Source organism: Pseudonocardia wallangbongensis, assembly GCF_054486945.1.
This window is the reverse complement of record NZ_JBRERS010000003.1, coordinates 591,435-613,695: the sequence shown is the minus strand read 5'-3', so window position 1 is coordinate 613,695 and position 22,261 is coordinate 591,435. Positions and strand designations below refer to the sequence as shown.

Below are 22,261 nucleotides of genomic sequence, written 5' to 3'. Positions count from 1 at the left end.
GGTGCCGTCGGAGCGCGTGCTCATACCTTGCGCAGTCGGATGCCGGTGACGTTGTGCTTGGGGCCTTTCCGCAGCACCAGGGTGGCGCGGCCGCGGGTGGGCAGGATGTTGCGCTCCAGGTTGGGCCCGTTGATCTCGGCCCAGATGCTCTCGGCGCGCGCGGTGGCGCCGGCCTCGTCGAGCGCCGCGTACCGGCGGAAGTACGACTCGGGGTCGCGGAACGCGGTCTCGCGCAGCCGCAGGAAGCGCTCGACGTACCAGCGGCGGATGTCCTCGGTGTCCGCGTCGACGTACACCGAGAAGTCGATGAAGTCGCTCACCGCGAGCGCGGGCCCACCCTCCCGGGACGCCTGCGCGGGCTGCAGGACGTTGAGACCCTCCAGCAGCAGGATGTCCGGCCGGTGCACGGTGGAACGCGCCCCGGGCACGATGTCGTACGTCAGGTGCGAGTACACGGGAGCCGACACCTCGGCCCGGCCCGCCTTGACCTCGGTGACGAACTGCAGGAGGGCCCGCCGGTCGTAGGACTCGGGGAAGCCCTTGCGCGCCATGAGCCCGCGCCGCTCCAGCTCCGCGTTCGGGTGCAGGAAACCGTCGGTGGTCACGAGCGCGACGCGCGGGTGCTGCGGCCAGCGCGCGAGCAGCAGCCGCATGAGCCTCGCCGTGGTCGACTTCCCCACCGACACCGACCCGCCGATCCCGATCACGAACGGGGTGCGCGCGGTGGTGGCGCGGAGGAACGTCCGGTACGCGCGGTACAGCCGCCCGCCCTCCTGCACGTGCAGCGTCAGCAGCCGGGACAGCGGGAGGTACACCTCCCGCACCTCGTCGAGGTCGACCTCGTCACCGAGGCTGCGGACCTGGTCGAGCTCGTCGGCGGTGAGCGGGAGCGGGATGTTCGCCCCGAGCCGGGCCCACGACTCCCGATCGAAGTCGACGAACGGCGACGAATCCTGCGGTGAGTCCTGCGAGGAATCCGGCGTTGACGAGTTCCGGGCCCCCTGCAGCTCTGGTGGGACCCATGTCTCGGGCAACGCACCGGTGCGAATGCCGCTCATCCGGTCAACCTAGATCTCGCGCGGCCGGATCGCCCCCGTTCGTGACCGGCGTGACTCCCGCGGGAACCCTCATCCGCGCGGTCATACACTGTGGCCTCCGCACCAGGAGGAACACGCCGTGCCCACCGCACGTCCCACCGAACCGGGCTGCAGTAGTCGGCCGGGTCCGACCCGGCGCCCGCTCACCTGCCCTGCTTCCTCCTGCGACAGTCCCCGCCGAGGCCGCGGATGACCGTCCTGCTCTCCGTCCTCGGCCTGGTCGCCGTCGCCCTGCTCACGCTCGGCACCGCGATCTCGGTGGCGTCGGAGTTCGCGCTCACCGCCCTCGAACGCAGCCAGGTCGACGCCCACGTCGCCGAGGTCGGCGACCGGCGGGCCCGGGCGGTGCAGCGGGCCCACCGCAGCCTGTCGTTCCAGCTGTCCGGCAGCCAGCTCGGCATCACGGTCACGACGCTGGCCACCGGCTACATCGCCGAACCGGCCATCGCGACGCTCTTCCGCCCGGGGCTCGCGGCCGTCGGGCTCTCCCCCGGGATCGCCGCCGGCACCGCCACGGTGCTCTCGCTGCTGCTCGCCACATGCCTGTCGATGGTGTTCGGGGAGCTCGTGCCGAAGAACCTCGCCATCGCGGGCCCGCTGCGCGTCGCCCGCGCCGTCGTCTGGCTGCAGAGCGGCTTCGCCCACGCGTTCCGGTGGCTCATCAACGGGCTCAACGGCGCCGCCAACTCGGTGGTGCGCAGGCTCGGCGTCGAACCCGCCGAGGAGTTGCGCTCGGCCCGCTCGGCCCGCGAGCTCAGCTCGTTGGTCCGCACCAGCGCCCAGCACGGCACGCTCGATGCCGGCACCGCCACGCTGCTGGACCGGTCCCTGCGGTTCACCGACCGGGTGGCGGAGGACCTCATGACCCCGCGGGTCCGCGTCGAGTCGCTCGCCGCCGACGCCACCGTCGCCGAGATGGTGGCGCTGGCCCGGCGCAGCGGCTTCTCCCGCTTCCCCCTGCACAACGGTGACCCCGACGCCGTGCTCGGCGTCGTGCACGTCAAGCAGGCGTTCGGGATCGAGCCCGAGCGCCGGGGCTGCGTGGCGGTGGGCGAGCTGGTGCAGGAGGTGCCGACCGTGCCCGGGTCGCTCGACGGCGACGAACTGCTCACGCGGCTGCGCAGCTCCGGGCTCCAGCTCGCCGTGGTGGTCGACGAGTACGGCGGCACGGCCGGCATCGTCACCCTCGAGGACCTCGTCGAGGAGATCGTCGGCGACGTCCGCGACGAGCACGACCGCGCCGAGCAGGCCACGGTGCGCCCGCTCGGCCGCGGCAGCTGGCTGGTTTCGGGGCTGCTCCGGGACGACGAGGTGGCCGACGCCACCGGCTTCTCCATGCCGTCGGGCGCCTACGAGACGCTCGCCGGCCTCGTGCTCACGCGGCTCGGGCGCATCCCGGACGTCGGCGAGGAGGTCACCGTCGACGGGTGGCGGCTCACCGTCGTGCGCCGCGATCGCAACCGGGTCGCCGAGCTGCGGCTCGCCCGGCCGGGTGCCGAGGAGGGAACTTGACCTCGGACCTGTTCGCGCTGCTCGCCGCGATCGCGTTGCTGGCCGCCAACGCGTTCTTCGTCGGCGCCGAGTTCTCGTTGATCTCCGCGCGCCGCGACCGCCTGGAGGCGATGCCCGGTGCGGGCGCCCGCACCGTGCTGCGCGCCCACGCCGACCTGACCCGGATGCTCGCGGCGTCACAGCTCGGCATCACGATCAGCTCGCTGCTGCTCGGCCGCCTCGGCGAACCCGCCGTCGCCCACCTCATCGAACGCCCCATGGGCTGGCTCGGCCTCCCCGAGGCCCTCGTCGACCCGATCGCGTTCACGATCTCCCTCGCGATCGTCGTGGTCGCGCACATCCTGCTCGGTGAGATGGTGCCCAAGAACATCGCCATCGCCGGGCCGGAACGCACGGCGATCCTGCTGGTCCCGCCGTTCCTCCTGTTCACGACGGTGATGCGGCCGCTGATCGAGCTGTTCAACGTCATCGCGAACGGCGTGCTGCGCCTGCTGCGGGTGGAACCGCGCGACGAGCTGGAGTCGTCGTTCACCTCCGGTGAGCTCGCCGACCTCATCGCCGAGTCCGGCCGGGAGGGCCTGCTCGACGACGACGAGTCCCGCCGGCTCACCCGCACCCTCAGCTCCGCCGAGACCACCGTGGCCGACGTCTTCGTGCCCGTCTCCGAGGCCGTGATGCTCCCCGCCGAGCCCACCGTCGGCGACGTCGCCCACGCCGTCGCCGAGACCGGGTTCTCCCGGTTCCCCGTGCACGCCGCCGGCGGCGACCTCGCGGGGTACCTGCACGTCAAGGACATCCTCGATCTCGTCGACGACCCGGCGGCGGCCGTCCCGGGGCCGCGCGTGCGCACGCTGCCGGAGGTACCGACGTCCGCCCGGCTCGACGAGGCGCTCGCCGTGCTGCGGCGCGCGCGGGCCCACCTCGGGCGCGCCGTCGGCCCGCGCGGCGAGACCGCGGGGCTCGTGGCGATGGAGGACCTCGTCGAGCACTACGTGGGAGAGGTCAGGGACGCCACCCACGCCAACGAGCACCCGGCCTGACGGCCCGCTCCCCCGCTCGCGTCGGCGGCTGCGTCGTCGTGGCTGTTGTCGATCGTCAATCTTCGATTGACGATCAGTGGGCGTCAATGATTCGTTGACATAGAATGCGGGTGCCGTGCTCACCCCCGGCGGCGACGATGCCCGGGTGTTCATCCCCGGACTCCAGCTGTCCCGCCTCTTCTACGCCCAGGCGGTAGGCCCGCTCCTGGCCGACGTCCCACACTCCGCCGCGCGCATCGGATCAGGCTCCGAGGTCCTCGGCTTCGACACCCCCCGCTCGGCCGACCACGAGTGGGGCCCGCGCCTGGGGGTCTTCCTCTCCCCCGCCGACGCCGGCCGGATCCCCGAGCTGGACCGCCGCCTCGCCGAGCGCCTCCCCCGCACCTTCCACGGGTGGCCGACCCACTTCGAGCCGATCGAGGGCGACCGGATCGGTCGCATGGCCCCCACCGACGGCCCGGTCCGCCACCGCGTCGGGCTCTCGACCGTCGACGGGTGGCTCGCCGGGCTGGGCGTCGACCCGCGAGAGGGCATGCGGGCCCACGACTGGCTCGCGCTGCCCACGCAGACCCTCGCCGAGGCCACCGGCGGCGCGGTGTTCCACGACGGGCTCGGCGCGCTGGAACCCGTCCGAACGGCGCTGGCCTGGTACCCGTCCGACGTATGGCGCTACGTCCTGGCCTGCCAGTGGCGGCGCATCGCGCAGGAGGAAGCGTTCGTGGGCCGCGCGGGCGAGGTCGGGGACGAGCTCGGCTCCGCCGTCGTGGCCGCCCGCCTCGTCCGCGACCTCATGCGGCTGGCCCTGTTGCTGCACCGGCGCTACCCGCCGTACGGCAAGTGGCTCGGTAGCGCGTTCGCCGCACTCCCGGTGGCCGGCGCCCTCGACCCCGTCCTGCGGGGCGCCCTCGCCGCCACCGCATGGCGCGAACGCGAACGGCACCTCGGCGCGGCGTACGAGGCACTCGCGACCGTGCAGAACGACACCGGCCTCGCCGCGCCCGTCGACCCCACGACCCGGCCCTACTTCGGCCGCCCGTTCCAGGTGCTCAAGGCCGACCGCATCGCCGACGCCCTGCACGCCGCCGTCACCGACCCGGCGATCACCGCGCTCCCCCGCGTCGGCGCCGTCGACCAGCACGCCGACAGCACCGACCTCCTCACCGACACCACGCGGTGCCGGGCCGTCTCACGCGCCGCCCTCGCCTAGCGGCTCGCTCCCCCGCGGCCGCTGCCGCGGTCATCGATTCGTTGGCGATCCGATGGCGTCAATGATTCGTTGACGATGTTGGCGATGTTGGCGATGGGGTAGGAGTGGTTGCCGTCACACGTATCAGATCCGGGCCCCCGCCCCTCCTCGGTGTGGACGGGTGGGACTGGAGGGGGCCCGCCCGTCCACTCCTACCGGGGATCAGGACGAGAACGCCGACACCGGCGGGCAGCTGCAGACCAGGTTCCGGTCGCCGTACGCGCCCTCGATCCGGCGCACCGGCGGCCACACCTTCCGGTCGTGCACGCCCGGCGTCCCGCCCCTCGGGTACGCGGCGATCTCCCGCGTGTACGGGTGGTCCCACTTGTCCGCGAGGCACGCGGCGGTGTGCGGGGCGCCGCGCAGCGGGCTGTCAGTGACGGGCCACTCCCCCGCCGCCACCCGCTCGATCTCCTGCCGGATGCCGATCATGGCGTCGACGAACCGGTCGATCTCGGCGAGGTCCTCGCTCTCCGTGGGCTCCACCATGAGCGTGCCCGCCACCGGGAACGACATGGTCGGGGCGTGGATGCCGTAGTCGGCCAGCCGCTTGGCCACGTCGTCGATGGTCACGCCGGTCTCCTTGGAGATCCCGCGCAGGTCGAGGATGCACTCGTGGGCCACGTGGCCGCCCGCGCCCGCGTACAGCACCGGGTAGTGATCACGCAGCCGCGCGGCCACGTAGTTGGCCGCCGCCACCGCCGTGAGCGTCGCCCGCCGCAGGCCGTCGATCCCCATCAGCCGCAGGTACGCCCACGAGATCGGCAGCACGCCCGGGCTACCGTGCGGCGCCGCCGACACGGGCCCCACCTCGCCCCGCCCGGGCAGGAACGGCACCAGGTGCTCGGCCACCGCCACCGGGCCGACTCCCGGCCCTCCCCCGCCGTGCGGGATGCAGAACGTCTTGTGCAGGTTCAGGTGGCTGACGTCGCCGCCGAACGCGCCCGGCCGGGCCAGCCCCACCAGCGCGTTGAGGTTGGCGCCGTCCAGGTACACCTGGCCGCCCGCCACGTGCACCGCGTCGCAGACCTCCCGGACCCGCGCCTCGTACACCCCGTGCGTGGACGGGTAGGTGATCATCAACGCGGCCAGCGACGACGCGTGCTCTGCGATCTTGGCGTGCAGGTCGTCGAGGTCGACGTCACCGGTGGGCGCGGTGGCCACCACGACCACCCGCAGGCCCGCCATGACGGCCGACGCGGCGTTCGTGCCGTGCGCGCTGGCCGGGATCAGGCAGACGTCGCGGTGTCCCTCGCCGCGGCTGCGGTGGTAGGCCGCGATCGCGAGCAGGCCGGCGAACTCGCCCTGGCTGCCCGCGTTGGGCTGCAGCGACACCGCCGCGTAGCCGGTGAGCTCGGCGAGCCAGCGCTCCAGGTCGGCGATCAGCTCGAGCATGCCGGCGGCGTCCGCCCGGGGGGCGAACGGGTGCAGGTTCGCGAACTCCGGCCAGGTGATCGGCTCCATCTCGACGGCCGCGTTGAGCTTCATCGTGCACGAGCCGAGCGGGATCATCGTGCGGTCCAGCGCGAGGTCGGCGTCGGCGAGGCGGCGCAGCCAGCGCATCAGCGAGGTCTCGCTGCGGTGCTCGTGGAACACCGGGTGCGTCAGGTACTCCGACTCCCGGCGCAGGCCTGCGGGCAGGGCGTCGTCGGTGGCCGGGTCCAGCCGGACCGCGTCGGCGGCCACCCCGAACACCGTCCACAGCGTCTCCAGGTGCGCCACCGTGGTGACCTCGGAGCACGCGATGCCGAGCGTGTCGGCGTCGACCCGCCGCAGCGCGATCCCGGCGCCGTGCGCGGCGTCGGCGACCTCCTCGGCGCGGCCCGGCACCCGCACCCGCACGGTGTCGAAGAACTCCCCGTGCACGACCTCCACGCCGCCCGCCCGCAGCCCGGCCGCCAGCACCGCGGCCATCCGGTGGGTGCGCTGCGCGATCCGGCGCAGCCCCTCCGGGCCGTGGTACACGGCGTAGCAGGCCGCGACGACGGCGAGCAGCACCTGCGCGGTGCAGATGTTCGAGGTGGCCTTCTCGCGGCGGATGTGCTGCTCGCGGGTCTGGAGCGCCAGCCGCAGCGCGGGATGCCCGTCGGCGTCCCGGGACATGCCGACCAGCCGCCCGGGCAGCTGCCGGGCGTGCGTCTCGTGCACCGACAGGTAGCCCGCGTGCGGGCCGCCGAACCCGAGCGGCACGCCGAACCGCTGCGTGGTGCCCACGACCGCGTCCGCGCCCAGCTCGCCGGGCGGGGTGAGCAGGGTGAGCGCCAGCAGGTCCGCCGCCACGGCCACCAGCGCCCCGCGCTCGTGCGCGGCCGCGATCAGCGCAGAGGGGTCGCGGACGGCTCCGGAGGCGCCCGGGTAGCTCAGGAGCAGCCCGAACAGCTCGCCTTCGGGGAGGCCGTTCTCCAGATCCGCGACGACGAGGTCGATGCCCAGCGGCTCGGCCCGGGTGCGCAGCACGTCGAGCGTCTGCGGGAGCGTGTCGGCGTCCACCACGAAGCGCGGGGAGCGGGCCTTCCCGGCCCGGCGCAGGAGCGTCATCGCCTCCGCCGCCGCGGTGGCCTCGTCCAGCAGCGACGCCCCGGCCACCGGGAGGCCGGTGAGGTCGGCCACCACCGTCTGGAACGTCAGCAGCGCCTCGAGCCGCCCCTGGCTGATCTCGGGCTGGTAGGGCGTGTAGGCGGTGTACCAGGCCGGGTTCTCCAGCACGTTCCGCCGGATCACCGGCGGCGTGACCGTGCCGGCGTAGCCCAGACCGATCATCGGGACGGTCACGGTGTTGCGCGCGGCGAGCGCCCGCAGCTCGGCGAGCACCTCGGTCTCGGAGGCCGCGGGCGGGAGCGTGGACGGGACCCGCTCCTGATTCCGGATGCTGTCGGGCACGGCCGCGGCGGCGAGCTCGTCGAGCGAGGAGGCGCCGATGGCCGCGAGCATCGTCTGCAGCTCGTGCGGGCGGGGCCCGATGTGGCGGTCGGCGAACGGGGTACCGCGCTCCAGATCGGAGAGTGTGGGTCGGTCGGACACGAGATCCTCCAGGCGGAGCGGGCGGCGGGCCAGGGTGGAACCACCCTCCCCCTCTGTCCCCGCCCGGCGACCGGGCGCCTGAGAGATTCGCCCCGTGAGAAGGAGCTTTCCCCGTCGGCGGACGGGCATGCCCGTCGCTTTCCAGAGGCGTCTCACCTGCGCGGTCCTGGTGCCTGAGAGGTTCCGGGGAGGAGTTGCTCCTTCGGCGCCCGGCCGGGCCGGGCTCTCCCGCGCGGGTTCGGCGACTACGCGGCCGATGTTACCGCTGCGCCCCCTCACCGACCCCCGCGGCACGCGGTCCGCGCGCCAGGATGCGGCGGGCGTTCTCCGCGGAGAAGAACTCGGCGGGCGAGGTCACCCCGGCCGCCACCCGCGTGAACCCGTCCATCGCGTCCCGGTCGGTGCTCACCGCCGCGAGCAGCCGCGACAGGTCGGGCGGCGGTGGCTCCAGGGACGCGATGCCGGCGGTGAACTCGTACATGGCCCGGACGTGCGCGTCGCGGGCCGACTGGTAGTCGCGCAGCGCCTCCTCGAACGGGCGGGCCCCGGAGAGCGCCTCGTGCAGCGCGGCCGCGCACCGTTCGGCGTCCCGGAACGCGTCCTGGATCCCCTGGCCGGTGACGAAGTCCGTGTTGTACCCGGCATCGCCGACGAGCGCCCAGCCCGACCCGAACGGCCTGCGGAAGTAGTTCGGCACGGCCGTGCCCGCGAGGCGCGACACCCGCCGGGCGGCGCGCACGCGCTCGTCGAAGGCGGGGACCGCGCCGATCGTGGCGAGGTAGTTCCCCTCCACGTCCGTGCGGTTCGCCGCGAGCTCCCGGTAGGGCCAGCCGGCGATGACGAGCGTGAGGTCGTCGTTCGTCGGCCACGCGGCGAACGCACGGCCCGGACGGTCGTAGGTCTCGAAACGCCCGCCCATGGGCAGGCCGCTCCAGTAGGCGTAGTAGCCGCAGAGCAGTCGCGGCTTCTCGTGGTACTGCTCGGGCCGCACGGTGCGGGCCACCAGCGAGTGCAGGCCGTCGGCCCCGACCACGACCCGCGCCCGCTCGACGACGTCCCGCCCACCACCGCCCTGCCCGCGCACGCCCACGACGCGGCCGTCCTCGACGAGGATCTCGGACACGGTGAACCGCTCCCGCACCTCCGCGCCCGCCGCCACGGCGGCCTCCACGAGCACGGTGTCCAGGACCGTCCGCCGCGGGGCGTACGCGGTGCCGGGGCTCCCGGTGATCGTGAACGGGCCGAAGTCGAACGCGTACGTGTCGATCGGAGGGCAGCCCGCGACCGCCCGGTCCAGGAGGCCCCAGCGCCGCAGTGCCGCCACCCCGGGCGCGTGCACGATGTGCGTCGAGAGGGTGTCGCTCGGGAAGCTCGCCCGGTCGACGACCAGGACGCGGTGGCCCGCCCGGGCCAGGTGCATGGCGGTGGGCGACCCGGCGCACCGTGCTCCCACCACGATCACGTCGTGGCGGTTCATCCGACGGCCGCCGTCCGCAGCGCGGCCTCCAGCGCCTCGACGAACGCGTCGGGCCGGTCGAGCGCCGGATCGTCGCCCGCGTCCTCGACCACGTGCAGCGGCCAGCCGTGGCGGGTGCTCGCGGTCTCGGCGACGTGGAGCGGGGTGGCGAGGTCGTGCCGGCCCCAGATCAGCGTGGTGGGCACGTCGATCGCCGCGAGGTGCTCGGGCGGGATCTGCGGGGCGAACTCGCCGATGAGGCCGCCGAGTGCCGCCTGCACCCGATCGTCAGCGGCCAGCGCCACCGCGTAGGCCGCGAACGAGTCCCAGCGCATCCCCGTGTCCCGGCGGATCCGGTCGAGGTCGAAGGCGCACAGGTCCATCAGGCGCTCGTACGACCGGGTGGTCGGCGCGCCGAGGAAGCGGTGCAGGGCGATCCCGAACCGCGGGTCGGGGTCGAACGCGGTGAGCCCGAGCGTGTCGACGAGCACCAGGGCGGCGAGGCCGCCGCGGTTGCCGGCGGCGTAGCGGGCCGCGACGGCGCCGCCGACGGTCCTCCCGACCAGCACCGGGGGCGCCGGGCAGGTCTGCTCGATGAGCTCGTCGAGCCAGCCGAGCACGCGTTCCGCGTCGAGCAGGCCCCTGTCCACCCGCGACTCACCGTGGCCGGGCAGGTCGGGCACGACCAGGTGGTGGGTCGCCGCCAGCCGGGGCAGCACGGGGAGCCAGGTGGCGGCGAACTCCCCCGGACCGTGCAGCAGGACCATCGGGGGGCCCTCGCCGCCGCCCTCGAGCATCGCGGTCGACACCCCGGCCAGGTGTCGCCGCCGCTCACCGACCGGCAGCCCGGCCAGCAGGGTCTCCCGTGCGCGCTGCCTCACGTCCATGACGACCTCCCGCGTCTCGAGCGCACGACCGTAGGGAGGGCGCCCGGCGGGGCTCATCGGGCGAAGCACCCACGCCGGAGGATGGGTGGATCTGTGTACGGGTCACACGAGGCGGTTCTCGTAGGCGTAGGCCGTCGCCGCCGCGCGGGACGACACCTCGAGCTTCGTGAAGATGTTGCTCACGTGCCGGGCGACGGTCTTCTCGCTGAGGAACAGCTCCGTGGCCACGGCCCGGTTCGTCATCCCCGTCGCCACCAGGCGCAGCACCTGCACCTCGCGGCCGGTGAGCGGACCGGCCCCGGCCACCCTCGAGAACGCCCGCACCCGGTTCGCGTCCGGCACGGCACCGAGCTGCTGGAACACCAGGCGGGCCGCGTCGAACTCCATCTCGGCCGAGTCCGGATCCCCGAACTGCCGGCAGGCGAGTCCCATCAGCACGCGGACACGGGCCGCCTCGTACGGTGCGTCGAGGTCCCGCCATGCGCGCCACGCCCGGCGCAGCACGTCCGCGGCATCCGGGTCGCGCCCGGCGACCCGGACGGCACCCGACGCGTGCCACGCCATCGCCTGCAGCAGCGGCGCGCCCACCCGGTCGGCGATCGCCTGGAGCTCGTCGACACCGGCACGTGCGGCGGCGAGGTCGCCCGTGGCGATCATCACTTCGACGTGGGCGGCGAGCAGGCGGGACCGGACCGCCGCGGGCGGCACGGGCTCGATCGCCATGGCCCGCCGCAGCGCCTCGAACCGGACCGCCCCCAAAAGCGCGCGGCGCAGCATGGCGGCCGCCGCCTCGACCTGGCCCTGGGCCGTCCGCAGCAGGGCCAGGCCGGGCTGCGGTTCCGGGATCCAGCGGCTCGCCTGCCGGTAGGCCTGCTCCGCCTGGCCGAACTCCCCGCGCAGCCGGTGCACCTCGGCGAGCTGGTAGAAGGCCGCGCCGGCGGCCGGGTGGCCACCCAGGCCGGCGCAGGCCGACTTCGCCTCGTCGAGCGCGTCGGACCACGCCCCGTGCCGGAGCATGATCTCCGACCGGTGCACCAGGCACTGGCCGCGGTAGGGCACCAGGTCCGGCTGCGCCTCGCACCAGCGGGTCAGCGCCAGCGTCCACTCCTGGGCCCGGCGCAGGTCGAACACCTCTTGGCAGGTTTCGATGACGGCGCAGTAGAGGATCCCGGTGAAGATCGGCGAGACCTCCTCGGACGTCACCGCGACCATCACCTCGTCCAGCAGCGCCAGCGCGGGACCGGTTCGGCCCGCCGCCACCAGCGCCTGGCCCACGCCGAGCCTGCCCAGCGCCAGCAGGTCGGGGTCCCCGAAGCGCTCGCCGATCGCAGCCGCCTCACCGGACGCGGCTTCGGCGGCGGCCGGGTCGCCCCCGACCAGGTGCTCCAGCGCGGCCGGGACGAGCAGGTACCCGCGCTCCGCGCAGTCCCCCCGCTCGTCGAGCAGCCGTCGCGCCCGGGCGAGCCAGCCACCGCTGCGCGCGGCCTCGCCCCGGAGCAGGAGCAGGATCGCCAGCCTGGTCGCGTGCCGCGCGGCACGGGCCGGGTCGGTGCCCGCGCACTCCCGGCACGCGCGCGCGGACAGGTCGTCGCCGGCGCCGTCGCGCCCGGTGAGGTACGCCGCGGTGACCCACAGCTCGAGGTCGTCCGGCCGGAGCGCCGACTCCCGGTCCGCCGCGCCCAGCAGCTCGAAGGCCTCGGCCCACCGCCGGAGCCGGTACGCCTGGCGGGCCCGCTCCCCGAAGTCCGCGCTCTCGGCCACGGCACCCGGTGAGGTCAGCTGATGGCGCGCCGCGCCCGGCGGCGGGACAGCTCGTCCTCGGGCGCGTCGTCGACGCTGCCGCCGTCGGCCCGCTCCACCGGGAAGTCCTTGATGGACCCGCTGATCTCCTTCATGGCCCCGCCGACCGCGATGCCGAAGACACCCTGGCCCCCGCGCAGCAGGTCGACGACCTCCTCCGGCGAGGCGCACTCGTACACGGTGGTGCCGTCGCTGAACAGCGTGATGCCGGCGAGGTCGCGGATGCCGCGGCGACGCAGGTGCTCGACGGCCACGCGGATGTTCTGCAGCGACACCCCGGCGTCCAGGAGCCGCTTGACGACCTTCAGGACGAGCACGTCCTTGAACGAGTACAGCCGCTGCGAGCCGGAACCCGCTGCGCCGCGGATCGACGGGACGACGAGCCCGGTGCGCGCCCAGTAGTCCAGCTGCCGGTAGGTGATGCCGACGACCTGGCAGGCGGTCGGCCCGCGGAAGCCGACGAGCTGGTCGGGCAGGCCGTCGAACCCCTCTCCGAGCAGTGGATCGGGGAAGAGCTCGCCCTGCTCGGGCGCGCCGGACGGCGGCTGCTCCACCGAACTCCTTCCGCCGGAGCCCGGCTCCGAGGACCGGGGGGTCTGCCGGAGCCGACGGGCTGAGAGAAACCGACGATATGAGCAGGCGAGCGCCCGGTCAACGCGGCACGCCGCCCGGGTGAACCCGGGGGCGCCCCGGGGTCAGGGCTGGGCGCCCCGGAAGTCCTCGGGGGAGATCGAGTCGAGGAACTCGCGGAACTTCTCGACCTCGTCCTCCTGCTCGTCCGGGATGATCAGTCCGGCCTCGGCGAGCACGCTCTCCTCGGCGTGGATCGGCACCCCGATCCGCAGCGCCAGCGCCACCGAGTCGCTCGGCCGCGCCGACACCGTGATGCCGCCGTCGAACACCAACTCCGCGTAGAAGGTGCCTTCCTGCAGGTCCGTGATCCGCACCTGCTCGAGGCGACGCCCCAGGGCGTTGATCACGTCCTTGAGCAGGTCGTGGGTGAGCGGCCGGGCCGGCTTGACGCCCTGCTGCTCCAACGCGATCGCCGTGGCCTCGACCGACCCGATCCAGATCGGCAGATAGCGATCGCCCGTGGTCTCCCGCAACAGAAGGATCGGCTGGTTGGCGGGGAGTTCGACCCGTACACCCACGACGCGCATCTCGCTCATCGCACTGCTCCTCCTCGCGATCCTGCGCTTCCCGACTCCTCCTCGCGATCCTGCGCTTCCCGACGCTACACGGCGCACCCCGTCGGCGCCCGACTCCGGACGGGTCGCGGCGCGGCGGCAGCGGGTGGACCGGAGGTCAGCCCCTCGCCCCGGACTCGCGCGGCCCGGTGAGGAACACCAGCCGGAACTTCCCGATCTGCACCTCGTCCCCGTTGGCGAGCACGGCGGTGTCGACCGGCTCCCGGTTGACGTACGTGCCGTTCAGGCTGCCGACGTCCACGACGACGAACTCACCGGCGTCGCTGCGGAACTCCGCGTGGCGGCGCGACACGGTGACGTCGTCGAGGAAGATGTCGCTGTCCGGGTGGCGTCCCGCACTGGTGGACGGCCGGTCGAGCAGGAACCGCGAGCCCGCGTTGGGGCCGCGCTTGACCACCAGCAGGGCGGAGCCGGCAGGCAGCGACTCGACGCCGGAGACCGGCTGGTCCTGGCCCGTGGACTCGGCCTCGGAGAGGAAGTCCGCACGGAAGACCGATGTGGTCTCCGGGGATCGCTCCGGGGGCACGCCGGGCCCGTCGTTCGTGGTCACCTCGGGGTCTCCTCCTGGTGGGTGGGCGGGTGTGGTGCCCTGCTCTGGATGCAGTCAGTGTGACGCCGTTCGGGCGAACCCGCGCGGTGGCGTCGGATCCGGCAAACCTACCGTGCGACGGCGGGCCCGGAAGGCCCGGTCAGCTCCCCGTCAGCTCCCGGTACGCCGCCGCGTCGAGCAGGTCGTCGGGAAGCCCCGGCGCGTCGCCGGAGAGCCGGACCTCGAACATCCAGCCCTCCTCGTACGGGCCGGAGTTGACGAGCTCGGGGTTGGCGTCCAGGGCGTCGTTGACGGCCGCGACGGTGCCGGCGACGGGCGAGTAGATGTCCGAGACCGACTTCGTGGACTCGACCTCGCCCACGGCCACTCCGGCCGTGACCTCCTCGCCGACGGAGGGCAGCTGCACGAACACGACGTCGCCGAGCTGGGACTGGGCGTGGTCGGTGATGCCGATCCGAACCACCCCGTCCCCCCGGTCACGCACCCACTCGTGGGCGTCGGTGTAGCGGAGGTCCTCGGGGATCACGCGGTGAGCCTAGTCCCCGCGTGGGGCCCCTCCCCCGACACCCGCCCGATCCGCCGGCGTGCGCAGCGCCCGGACGAACTGGGCCAGGTAGAGGGCACCGGTGTACAGGTAGAGCACCGTCCCCCACACCGCGAACGCGTAGGCGAACGGGCGGGCGAGGTCGGCGAACCACCCCTGCGCCTGCGCGGCCAGCAGCAGCGGGAACGCGTACAGCAACAGGAACGTGGCGCCCTTGCCGAGATAGGTGACCTGGTACGGCCCGTACCCGCGGGAGCGCAGCACCGGGAGCGTGGCGGCGAGCAGGAGGTCGCGGGCCACGAGCGCGATCACCGCCCACCAGGGCACGACGTCACGCACGCCCAGCGCCACCAGCGCGGCGAGGACGTACAGCCGGTCCACCGCCGGGTCCAGGAGCGCGCCGAGCGCGCTGTACTGGTCCAGCAGGCGGGCGAGCTTGCCGTCGAGCCAGTCGGTGATCCCGCCCACGGCCAGCACGACGACCGCCCAGATGTCGGCACCCCACGCCGCCCCGCCGGGCACCAGCAGGAGGTACAGGAACACCGGGACCCCGGCCAGCCGCAACGCGCTGAGCAGGTTGGGCACGGTCAGCACCCGGTCGCGGCAGACCTGTGCCAGCAGGCTGGTCAGGGACGGTTCGGGCACCCGGCGAGCCTACTGAGGCACGTCCCCACCGGCCTAGGAGCGCCTAAAAGGGGCCTGGATCGCCGCTCGAGCCGAAGCCCAGGGCCCGACGGGCATGATCGGCCGCACCGATCCGCTGATCAAGCAGCTCGGTGGGCGAGCGGCTGCGTGAAGACCGCCGCCGCAGCGGTCTCGTCGTGAACTCGGTGCGGGAGCGGGCATCGCGTCGCCGAGCGCCCGTGAACCGAAGCCGCGGGTCATCGCCGCGTGCGGCCCGGCCGGCCCTGGCGCCTCCGAGCGCCGCCTCGCTGCGGGGCCGCGCCGGGGACCGGGGCATCGGTGCGATGCGTCCGCCTTGCGAGGCGACCGCCCCTCCTGACGCCACGTCGCGCCCCGTGCCGACGCGAGGCACGATGCAGTGATGGACGCTTCGACCCTCCGGGAAGTTCAGACCCCGCTGAAGGCCCGCTACCGCGAGGAGCCGGCCGCCGCGGTCGTCACCCTCACCGCGGACGGTGAGCTGGACGGCACCGGTGTCGCCTGCCGGGTGCGCACGGCCACCACGCTCGCCGAGGCGGGCCTGCACCCGGCCACCGGCGGCGACGGCACGCAGCTGTGCTCCGGCGACATGCTGCTCGAGGCGCTCGTGGCCTGCGCGGGCGTCACGCTGCGCGCCGTGGCGACGTCGCTCGGCCTGGAGGCGGGAGGCACCGTGCACGCCGAGGGCGACCTGGACTTCCGGGGCACGCTCGGCGTCGACAAGGAGGCGCCGGTCGGGTTCCGCGAGATCCGCCTCCGGTTCGACCTCGACACCACCGCGAGCGAGGACGAGGTCGCGACGCTCATCCGGCTCACCGAGCGGTACTGCGTGGTGCTGCAGACGCTGAAGTCCTCGCCGGCCACGTCGGTGAGCGTGCAGGCGTGATCGGCGCCCACGCGCTCCTGCGGTCGCTCGCGGCGAGCGGGGTCGACACCTGCTTCGCCAACCCCGGCACGTCCGAGATGCACTTCGTCGCCGCGCTCGACGGGGTGCCCGGGATGCGCGCGGTGCTCACCCTGTTCGAGGGCGTCGCCACCGGAGCCGCCGACGGGTACGCCCGGATGGCGGAGCGGCCGGCCGCCACCCTGCTGCACCTCGGCCCCGGCCTGGGCAACGGCCTGGCCAACCTGCACAACGCCCGCCGGGCCGGCACACCCGTCGTCAACGTGGTCGGCGACCACGCCACCACCCACGCGAAGTACGACGCACCGCTGCAGTCCGACATCGCCGCGATCGCCGGCGCGGTGTCCGGCTGGGTGCGCGAGAGCACGCTCACCGCCGAGATCGGCGCGGACGCGGCCGCGGCGGTGGCCGCCGCCCGGGCCGGGCAGGTGGCCACCCTGGTGCTGCCCGCGGACGTCAGCTGGGACGAGGGCGGGGAACCGGCGCCCGGCCCGGACCCGGTCGCGGCCCCGCCCCGCGCCGAGCCGGACGCGATCCACGCCGCCGCCGAGGCGCTCTCCTCCGGGGAGCCGTGCGTCCTGCTCGTCGGGGGCGACGCCACCCGGGCCGCCGGGCTCGCCGCCGCCGACCGGATCGCCGCCGCCACCGGTGCCCGGGTGCTCGCCGAGACGTTCCCCACCCGCCTCGAGCGCGGGGCCGGGATCGCGCCCGTCGACCGGCTGGGCTACGTCGTCGACGTGGCGGTGCGGCAGCTCGCCGGGGCACGCCACCTCGTGCTGGTCGGTGCCCGCTCGCCGGTGTCGTTCTTCGCCTACCCCGGGAAGGAGTCGGATCTCGTACCCGCGGGATGCCGCGTCCACGCCGTCGTGCCGCGCGAGGGCGCCGTCACGGGTGGGACCGCCACCGCCGCGCTCGAGGAGCTCGCCGACCTGCTCGCCCCGGGCACCGCGCCGCGCCCGGCGCCCGCCGCCCGGCCCGGCCTGCCCAGCGGCCCGCTCACCGTCGAGAGCGCCGCAGCCGTGGTCGGGGCCCTGCTACCGGAGGGCGCCGTCGTCGTGGACGAGTCGGTGACCTCCGGCCTCGGCCTCCCCGCGGTCACGGCGGGCGCGCCACCCCACGACTGGCTCACGCTCACCGGCGGCGCGATCGGATACGGCCTCCCGGCCGCCACCGGGGCCGCCGTGGCGTGCCCGGACCGGCCGGTGTGGTGCCTGCAGGCCGACGGCAGCGCCATGTACACGATCTCGGCGCTGTGGACCCAGGCCCGGGAGGGCCTGGACGTGACCACGCTCGTCTACCACAACAGCGCCTACGCGATCCTGCGCATGGAGCTCCTGCAGACCGGGGCCGCCGAGCAGCTCACGGGCGACGGCGCACGCGCCAGGTCGCTGCTCGACCTCGGCCGGCCCGACCTCGACTTCGTGGCGCTCGCCGCCGGGATGGGCGTGCCCGGGGAGCGGGTCACCACCGCCGACGGGCTCGCCGCCGCGCTGCGTCGCGCCGCCGCGGAGCCGGGGCCGCACCTCGTCGAGGCGATGGTGCCGCCCCTGGTGCCCTGATCTGGCCTTTCCCACCCCCGCGAGGGTCCGTTCACCGCGGCGATCATGCGCTTCGTCGTTCGCGCCCGACCGGTCGGCCCGCCGCCCGACCCCTGGACGTACAGTGTGTCCCGCGTAACGCTGCGTCCGCATCGGCGCTGCCGGTCGGCGCGGTGTTCGCTGCGTGCTCTCATGACCTGACGCTCAAGTTCGCTCGTCCCGGGATGCGTGATGACGACAACGGTCGAGGACTGCGGGTCCGTCGACCATGCCGTCGCGGTGCCTGTGAGCGACGAGCAGCTGTGGCAGATCTCCGCCGCGTTCCTCGCCCACGGGCTCGTACGGGGCGAGCACGTCATCTACTTCGACGACGGCACCTCCGACCGAGTCCTCGAACGGATGACCGACGACGGCGTCGCGGTGGCCGGGCCGCTGCGCGAGGGCCGCTTCACCATCGTCCCCAGCGACGGGCACCGCTCACCCCACGAGGTCGCCGAGACGGTGCGTTCCACCGTCGACGCCGCCCTCGCCGCCGGCTACCCGGCCGTCCGCATCACCGGCCGGCTCACGTTCGTGGCGAAGCACGGGGGCGGCGAGTCCGGCGTGCGCGAGTCCGGCATGGCCGACTACGACCGGGTCATCGAGGAGGTCGTCCGCCACCGGCCGGCACACGTCCTGTGCATCTACGACCGCTCCCGCTACCCGGAGGAGGTCGTGGAGGCGGTGCGGGCCGCGCACCGCACCGAGGTCGTGGCTCCCGCCATCTACGACGACGGCCTCCTGCGGATCACCGCCCTCGGCGCCGGCTCCGCACGGGTCGCGGGCGAGGTCGACCACAGCAACCGGCCGCGCATCCGCAGCTTCCTCGAGGGCGCCCTCGACAGGGCGCTGCGCCTCCCGGACGCCCCCACCGACATCAGCCTCGACCTCTCCTCGCTGCGGTTCCTCGACGTCGCGGGCGCCGTCGGGCTCGTCCACGCCGCGGAGGAGTTCCCCAACGCCCACCGGCTGGTGCTCACCGGGGTCCGGCCCCGCGTGCAGCGCGTGCTCGACCGGTGCGGCGCACCGTTCGCCACCCAGCTCGTCGTGCACAACCGCAGCGATCGACAACCGCCCGACCAACCGCCCGCCGACCAACGCCCGGACGAAGACCCCCACGACGACGAACCCCAGAACGAGCTCACCGTGAACGAACAGGCCCAGCGCCCACAACCCGCCGGCGAAGACCCCGCGAACAGGCAGACCCCGGACGAAGGGGCGCGCAACGCGCAGGCGCCCGCATGAGGATCGAGACCACCCGCTCGGCCAACGCCGTCCGGCTCGAACACGCCGCCGGGTTCCACGCCTCCACCGCCGACCTGCTCGACCAGCTCGCCCCACTCGTGGAGCAGGCGCTGCAACGCGACGAGCCCCTCGCCACGGCCCTGCAGCCGGCCACGGAGCGGGCGCTCGGCGACCGGCTCGACCCCGCGCTCACCTCCGGGCACCGCGTGGTCCGCCTGCGGCCGCCGGACGGCAGCCCGGCCGGCGCGTCCGCACAGACGCTCGCCGCCCGGTGGGCCCTCGAGCTGCGCGCGATGAGCGTCGCGCAGGCGCGCCCGGTCACCGTGTTCAGCGAGCACGCGGCGGCCTTCGACGGAGCCGACGGGCGCTTCTGGACCGAGCTCGACGCCGCCCTCAACGTCGCGCTCGCCGACCTGCCGGTGCGCGTCACCTGCTTCTACCCGGAGCTCCCGCTGCACCTGGAGATCCTCGACGGGGCCCGGCGCAACCACCCGCTCCTGCTCACCGAGGGCGAGCTGCGGCACAACTCCGGCCATCACGACCCGCGCGCCGTGCTCGCCCAGCGCCCTGCCGCCCAGCCGCCCCTGCTCGGGCCGCCGGACGTGCGGATGCCGTTCAGCGCGTGGCAACTCCACGAGGTGCGCACCACCGTCGAGGAGGCGCTGTCGGGCCGCGGCTACGAGCGCGAGCGGGTCGAGGACGTCGTCCTCGCCGTCAACGAGCTGGCCACCAACGCCGTCGAGCACGGCACGCCCGAGGCACACCTGTCGCTGTGGACCGGACAGAGCGGGCTGCTCTGCGAGATCGACGACGGCGGCACCCTCCGCGACCCGTTGCCCGGGCTGCAGGCCCCCCATCCGGCCGAACCCCGCGGGCGGGGCGTGTGGATCGCCCGGCAGCTCTGCGACTCGCTCCACGTGTGGGCGGACGGCCGAGGCACCCACGTTCGGGTGCACGCCACCCCATGAGTAAGATGGCCCATGACTCGCACGTCACCCGGACGGCCGCAGAGCAGCCGGAAGTGTGACGAACATGCCCCTTGGCAAGGCGGTCGCTCGAGAGAACACTTCTTCGCGGACTCGGGCGCTGTCATGCTGCCCACGGGTCCCTGCGAGCTTTCAGCCCGGGCACTTCACACATGGGACGATCATGTCTGACGATCAGCGACGACCTCGCACGACTCAGGCGCACCCGGGCGCACGGCACGCGGTGCGCGTGCTGGGGGCCTTCACCCTCGTGTCGGACGGATCCGCCGTCCCGCTCGGGGTCGACTCGCGCAGGCTCGTCGCCTACCTCGCCGTGCACCCCCGCCCGCAGGAGCACGCCGCGCTCGCTGCCGACCTGTGGCCCGGCGTCCCCGCCGCAGCCGCCCGGCGGCTACTGGCCGACGCGGTCACCGCCGTCGGCATCCCCACGCTCTTCACAGACGACGACCCCACCGGGCCGCTCGCCCTCGCCGCGGACGTCGAGGTCGACCTCGCCGACGCGCTGGGCCTCGTACGCGCCCTGCCCGAGATCCCGGCCACCGACAGCCCGGACATCGGGCTGCTGTCGGCCGACATCCTGCCCGGCTGGACCGCCGCCTGGATCGCCGTGGAGCGCGAACGGTTCCGCCAGCTGCGGCTGCACGCCCTCGAGGAGCGCAGCCTGCGCCTGTCCGCCGCCGGCCGGCACGCCGCCGCCGTCACGCTCGCCGAGATGGCGGTGCGCGCCGCACCGAGCCGGGAGAGCGCCCGCCGGGCCCTGATCGAGGCGCACCTCGCGCAGGGCAACATCGCCGCCGCCGTCGCCGAGTACGACGCGTACGAGGAGCTGTTGCGTTCCAGCGTCGGCGGGCCCGCCTCCAGCGGCCTCGACGCGCTCTTCCCGCCGTCGCCGGTGTGGCCGGTGCTGCGGGCCCGGCGCCCGATGCCGCGCTCGGCCGTACAGCTCCCGGCGCTGCGCGCGGTCCGGGGTGCCGTCGGCGGCACCCGCAGGCTCGTCTCGGGTGGCGGGCCTTCGCGCCCGTACTGATCTGCGGTTTTTCCGTGTTCGGGACCCGCGTGATCGGGTACCCGGCCGTCATGAAGCGCGGCGACGGCAACGAGCTGACCGGCCTCGAGAAGCTCGCCTACAAGCCGATCGGGCTGATCTTCGGGCTGATCGGCGGCCTGCTCGCCGGCAAGGTGTTCGGGATGGTGTGGAAGAGGATCTCGGACGAGGACGAGACCCCGCAGCCCCTGTCCGACGCCTACAGCACCCGCGAGGTGCTGCTCGCCGCCACGCTCCAGGGCGCGATCTTCGGGCTGATCAAGACCGCGGTGGACCGGTACGGGATGAAGGGCGTCCGGCGCTTCCTGGACACCCCGCGCCCGCCGGCCCGCCGGCCCGTCGAGGTGTCGACGGATGCCGGGCAGGGCCGAGCGTACGTGGGGTCGTGAGTCAGGCCAGACCGCGCAGGCGCGGGAGCACGTCCTCGGCGAACTGGGAGAGGAAGCGCTCCTGGTCGTGCCCCGGGCCGTGGAACACGAGGTGGTTGAGCCCGGCGTCGACGTAGGGCTTGATCTGCGCCACCGCCTCGTCCGGGTCGGAGGCCACGATCCAGCGCTTCGCGACCTGCTCGATGGGCAGTTCGTCGGCAAGGCGTTCCATCTCCACGGCCGAGTCGACGCTGTGCTTCTGCTCGGCCGTGAGCGACAGCGGCGCCCAGAACCGGGTGTTGGCGAGTGCCCGGTCGGGGTCGCGGTCGTAGGACAGCTTGATCTCGATCATCCGGTCGACCTCGGCGGGGTCGCGTTCGGCCGCCGCAGCGCCCTCCTCGACGGCCGGGATGAGCTTCTCCGTGTAGAGGTCCATGCCCTTGCCCGAGGTGCAGATGAACCCGTCGCCCGAGCGGCCCGCGTACCTGGCCACCACCGGGCCGCCCGCGGCCACGTACACCGGCACCGGCTGCTCGGGCCGGTCGTAGATGGTGGCCCCGACGGTGCGGTAGTACTCGCCCTCGAACGACACCTCCCCCTCGGTCCACAGCTGCCGCATCAGCCGGATCGACTCGCGCAGCCGCGCGAACCGCTCCTTGAACTCCGGCCACTCCCGGCCGGACACCGCGATCTCGTTGAGCGCCTCACCGGTGCCCACGCCGAGCATCACCCGCCCCGGGTACAGCAGGCCCAGGGTGGCGAACGTCTGGGCGAGCACCGCCGGGTTGTAGCGGAACGTCGGCGTGAGCACGGACGTGCCGACCAGCACCCGCGACGTGCGCTCCCCCACGGCCGCGAACCACGCGAGCGACGCGGGCGCGTGCCCGCCCTCGTGCCGCCACGGCAGGAAGTGGTCCGACGTCACGACGCTGTCGAGGCCCACCTCCTCGGCCCGGACCGCGTACTCCACCAGCTCCCGCGGCGCGAACTGCTCCGCCGAGGCCTTGTACCCGATCCTCAGTTGCCGCCCCGGATCTTGCTGCGCTGACGCCACGATCCCGCCTTCCGATCGATCAACCTTCACCGCCCAGCCTGCCACTGGACTTCAACCC

Annotated in this window: 20 protein-coding genes and 1 riboswitch; of the genes, 9 read left to right on the top strand and 11 right to left on the bottom strand. The window is 74.2% G+C overall.

From position 1 onward, the window contains the following. Positions 1-20 precede the first annotated feature (20 nt). Positions 21-1,058, bottom strand: coding sequence for a type I pantothenate kinase (gene coaA, locus ACU436_RS14160; protein ID WP_459025313.1), 1,038 nt, complete (start codon positions 1,056-1,058; stop codon positions 21-23). Positions 1,059-1,286: 228 nt separating this feature from the next. Here coaA and ACU436_RS14155 point away from each other — a divergent pair, with 228 nt between their 5' ends. From ACU436_RS14155 to ACU436_RS14145, 3 genes are all read left to right on the top strand, one after another. Then, positions 1,287-2,609, top strand: a complete 1,323-nt coding sequence (locus ACU436_RS14155) for a hemolysin family protein (RefSeq protein WP_459025311.1) — start codon at positions 1,287-1,289, stop codon at positions 2,607-2,609. Beyond that, entirely contained in the window at positions 2,606-3,649 is a 1,044-nt protein-coding gene (locus ACU436_RS14150) for a hemolysin family protein (protein ID WP_459025309.1), read from the top strand. Before ACU436_RS14155 ends, ACU436_RS14150 begins: the two co-directional genes overlap by 4 nt. Positions 3,650-3,764: 115 nt before the next feature. After that, positions 3,765-4,856, top strand: a complete 1,092-nt coding sequence (locus ACU436_RS14145; protein WP_459025307.1) for a DUF4037 domain-containing protein — start codon at positions 3,765-3,767, stop codon at positions 4,854-4,856. A 201-nt stretch (positions 4,857-5,057) separates the two neighbouring features. Here the strand turns inward: ACU436_RS14145 and gcvP are convergent, their stop codons facing one another. The 9 genes from gcvP to ACU436_RS14100 form a co-directional block, all read right to left on the bottom strand. Next, positions 5,058-7,916, bottom strand: coding sequence for an aminomethyl-transferring glycine dehydrogenase (gene gcvP, locus ACU436_RS14140; protein WP_459025305.1), 2,859 nt, complete (start codon positions 7,914-7,916; stop codon positions 5,058-5,060). Between the two features lie 151 nt (positions 7,917-8,067). After that, positions 8,068-8,157: riboswitch (glycine riboswitch) on the bottom strand. Between the two features lie 18 nt (positions 8,158-8,175). Next, a complete protein-coding gene (locus ACU436_RS14135) occupies positions 8,176-9,393 on the bottom strand; it encodes an NAD(P)/FAD-dependent oxidoreductase (RefSeq protein WP_459025303.1) in 1,218 nt (405 codons plus the stop codon). Further along, a complete protein-coding gene (locus ACU436_RS14130; protein ID WP_459025301.1) occupies positions 9,390-10,259 on the bottom strand; it encodes an alpha/beta fold hydrolase in 870 nt (289 codons plus the stop codon). Before ACU436_RS14130 ends, ACU436_RS14135 begins: the two co-directional genes overlap by 4 nt. Before the next feature lie 102 nt (positions 10,260-10,361). After that, positions 10,362-12,020, bottom strand: a complete 1,659-nt coding sequence (locus tag ACU436_RS14125) for a LuxR C-terminal-related transcriptional regulator (RefSeq protein ID WP_459025299.1) — start codon at positions 12,018-12,020, stop codon at positions 10,362-10,364. Between the two features lie 14 nt (positions 12,021-12,034). Then, positions 12,035-12,613, bottom strand: a complete 579-nt coding sequence (locus ACU436_RS14120) for a MerR family transcriptional regulator (protein ID WP_075953851.1) — start codon at positions 12,611-12,613, stop codon at positions 12,035-12,037. 141 nt (positions 12,614-12,754) lie between these two features. Next, on the bottom strand, positions 12,755-13,228 hold the full coding sequence (locus tag ACU436_RS14115; protein WP_147259945.1) for a bifunctional nuclease family protein: 474 nt from the start codon (positions 13,226-13,228) through the stop codon (positions 12,755-12,757). 136 nt (positions 13,229-13,364) lie between these two features. Further along, positions 13,365-13,817, bottom strand: a complete 453-nt coding sequence (gene garA / locus ACU436_RS14110) for a glycogen accumulation regulator GarA (protein ID WP_459025297.1) — start codon at positions 13,815-13,817, stop codon at positions 13,365-13,367. A 139-nt stretch (positions 13,818-13,956) separates the two neighbouring features. Next, the gene (gcvH, locus tag ACU436_RS14105) at positions 13,957-14,343 is read right to left on the bottom strand and encodes a glycine cleavage system protein GcvH (protein WP_459025295.1); all 387 of its coding nucleotides are present in this window, start codon (positions 14,341-14,343) and stop codon (positions 13,957-13,959) included. Positions 14,344-14,352: 9 nt separating this feature from the next. Next, on the bottom strand, positions 14,353-15,006 hold the full coding sequence (locus ACU436_RS14100; protein ID WP_459025293.1) for a CDP-alcohol phosphatidyltransferase family protein: 654 nt from the start codon (positions 15,004-15,006) through the stop codon (positions 14,353-14,355). Positions 15,007-15,406: 400 nt separating this feature from the next. Between ACU436_RS14100 and ACU436_RS14095 the strand changes: the two genes are divergently transcribed. From ACU436_RS14095 to ACU436_RS14070, 6 genes are all read left to right on the top strand, one after another. After that, on the top strand, positions 15,407-15,910 hold the full coding sequence (locus ACU436_RS14095; RefSeq protein WP_459025291.1) for an OsmC family protein: 504 nt from the start codon (positions 15,407-15,409) through the stop codon (positions 15,908-15,910). After that, positions 15,907-17,487, top strand: coding sequence for an acetolactate synthase large subunit (locus ACU436_RS14090; protein WP_459025289.1), 1,581 nt, complete (start codon positions 15,907-15,909; stop codon positions 17,485-17,487). The genes ACU436_RS14095 and ACU436_RS14090 overlap by 4 nt, the downstream gene beginning before the upstream one ends. Before the next feature lie 210 nt (positions 17,488-17,697). Further along, on the top strand, positions 17,698-18,750 hold the full coding sequence (locus tag ACU436_RS14085; protein WP_459025287.1) for an MEDS domain-containing protein: 1,053 nt from the start codon (positions 17,698-17,700) through the stop codon (positions 18,748-18,750). Beyond that, the gene (locus ACU436_RS14080) at positions 18,747-19,718 is read left to right on the top strand and encodes an ATP-binding protein (RefSeq protein WP_459025285.1); all 972 of its coding nucleotides are present in this window, start codon (positions 18,747-18,749) and stop codon (positions 19,716-19,718) included. Before ACU436_RS14085 ends, ACU436_RS14080 begins: the two co-directional genes overlap by 4 nt. 247 nt (positions 19,719-19,965) lie before the next feature. Continuing rightward, the gene (locus tag ACU436_RS14075) at positions 19,966-20,763 is read left to right on the top strand and encodes an AfsR/SARP family transcriptional regulator (RefSeq protein WP_459025284.1); all 798 of its coding nucleotides are present in this window, start codon (positions 19,966-19,968) and stop codon (positions 20,761-20,763) included. Positions 20,764-20,777: 14 nt separating this feature from the next. Further along, positions 20,778-21,170, top strand: a complete 393-nt coding sequence (locus ACU436_RS14070) for a DUF4235 domain-containing protein (protein WP_459025282.1) — start codon at positions 20,778-20,780, stop codon at positions 21,168-21,170. Between the two features lies 1 nt (position 21,171). Here the strand turns inward: ACU436_RS14070 and fgd are convergent, their stop codons facing one another. Then, on the bottom strand, positions 21,172-22,203 hold the full coding sequence (gene fgd / locus ACU436_RS14065; protein WP_459025280.1) for a glucose-6-phosphate dehydrogenase (coenzyme-F420): 1,032 nt from the start codon (positions 22,201-22,203) through the stop codon (positions 21,172-21,174). Positions 22,204-22,261: the final 58 nt, after the last annotated feature.

What these genes read in the sequence shown, in the direction of transcription:
- ACU436_RS14095 (WP_459025291.1), top strand. Translation starts at nt 15,407, where the DNA reads ATGGACGCTTCGACCCTCCGGGAAGTTCAGACCCCGCTGAAGGCCCGC.
- ACU436_RS14080 (WP_459025285.1), top strand. Translation starts at nt 18,747, where the DNA reads ATGAGGATCGAGACCACCCGCTCGGCCAACGCCGTCCGGCTCGAACAC.
- ACU436_RS14135 (WP_459025303.1), bottom strand. Translation starts at nt 9,393, where the DNA reads ATGAACCGCCACGACGTGATCGTGGTGGGAGCACGGTGCGCCGGGTCG.
- coaA (WP_459025313.1), bottom strand. Translation starts at nt 1,058, where the DNA reads ATGAGCGGCATTCGCACCGGTGCGTTGCCCGAGACATGGGTCCCACCA.
- ACU436_RS14115 (WP_147259945.1), bottom strand. Translation starts at nt 13,228, where the DNA reads ATGAGCGAGATGCGCGTCGTGGGTGTACGGGTCGAACTCCCCGCCAAC.
- ACU436_RS14130 (WP_459025301.1), bottom strand. Translation starts at nt 10,259, where the DNA reads ATGGACGTGAGGCAGCGCGCACGGGAGACCCTGCTGGCCGGGCTGCCG.
- ACU436_RS14085 (WP_459025287.1), top strand. Translation starts at nt 17,698, where the DNA reads ATGACGACAACGGTCGAGGACTGCGGGTCCGTCGACCATGCCGTCGCG.
- ACU436_RS14155 (WP_459025311.1), top strand. Translation starts at nt 1,287, where the DNA reads ATGACCGTCCTGCTCTCCGTCCTCGGCCTGGTCGCCGTCGCCCTGCTC.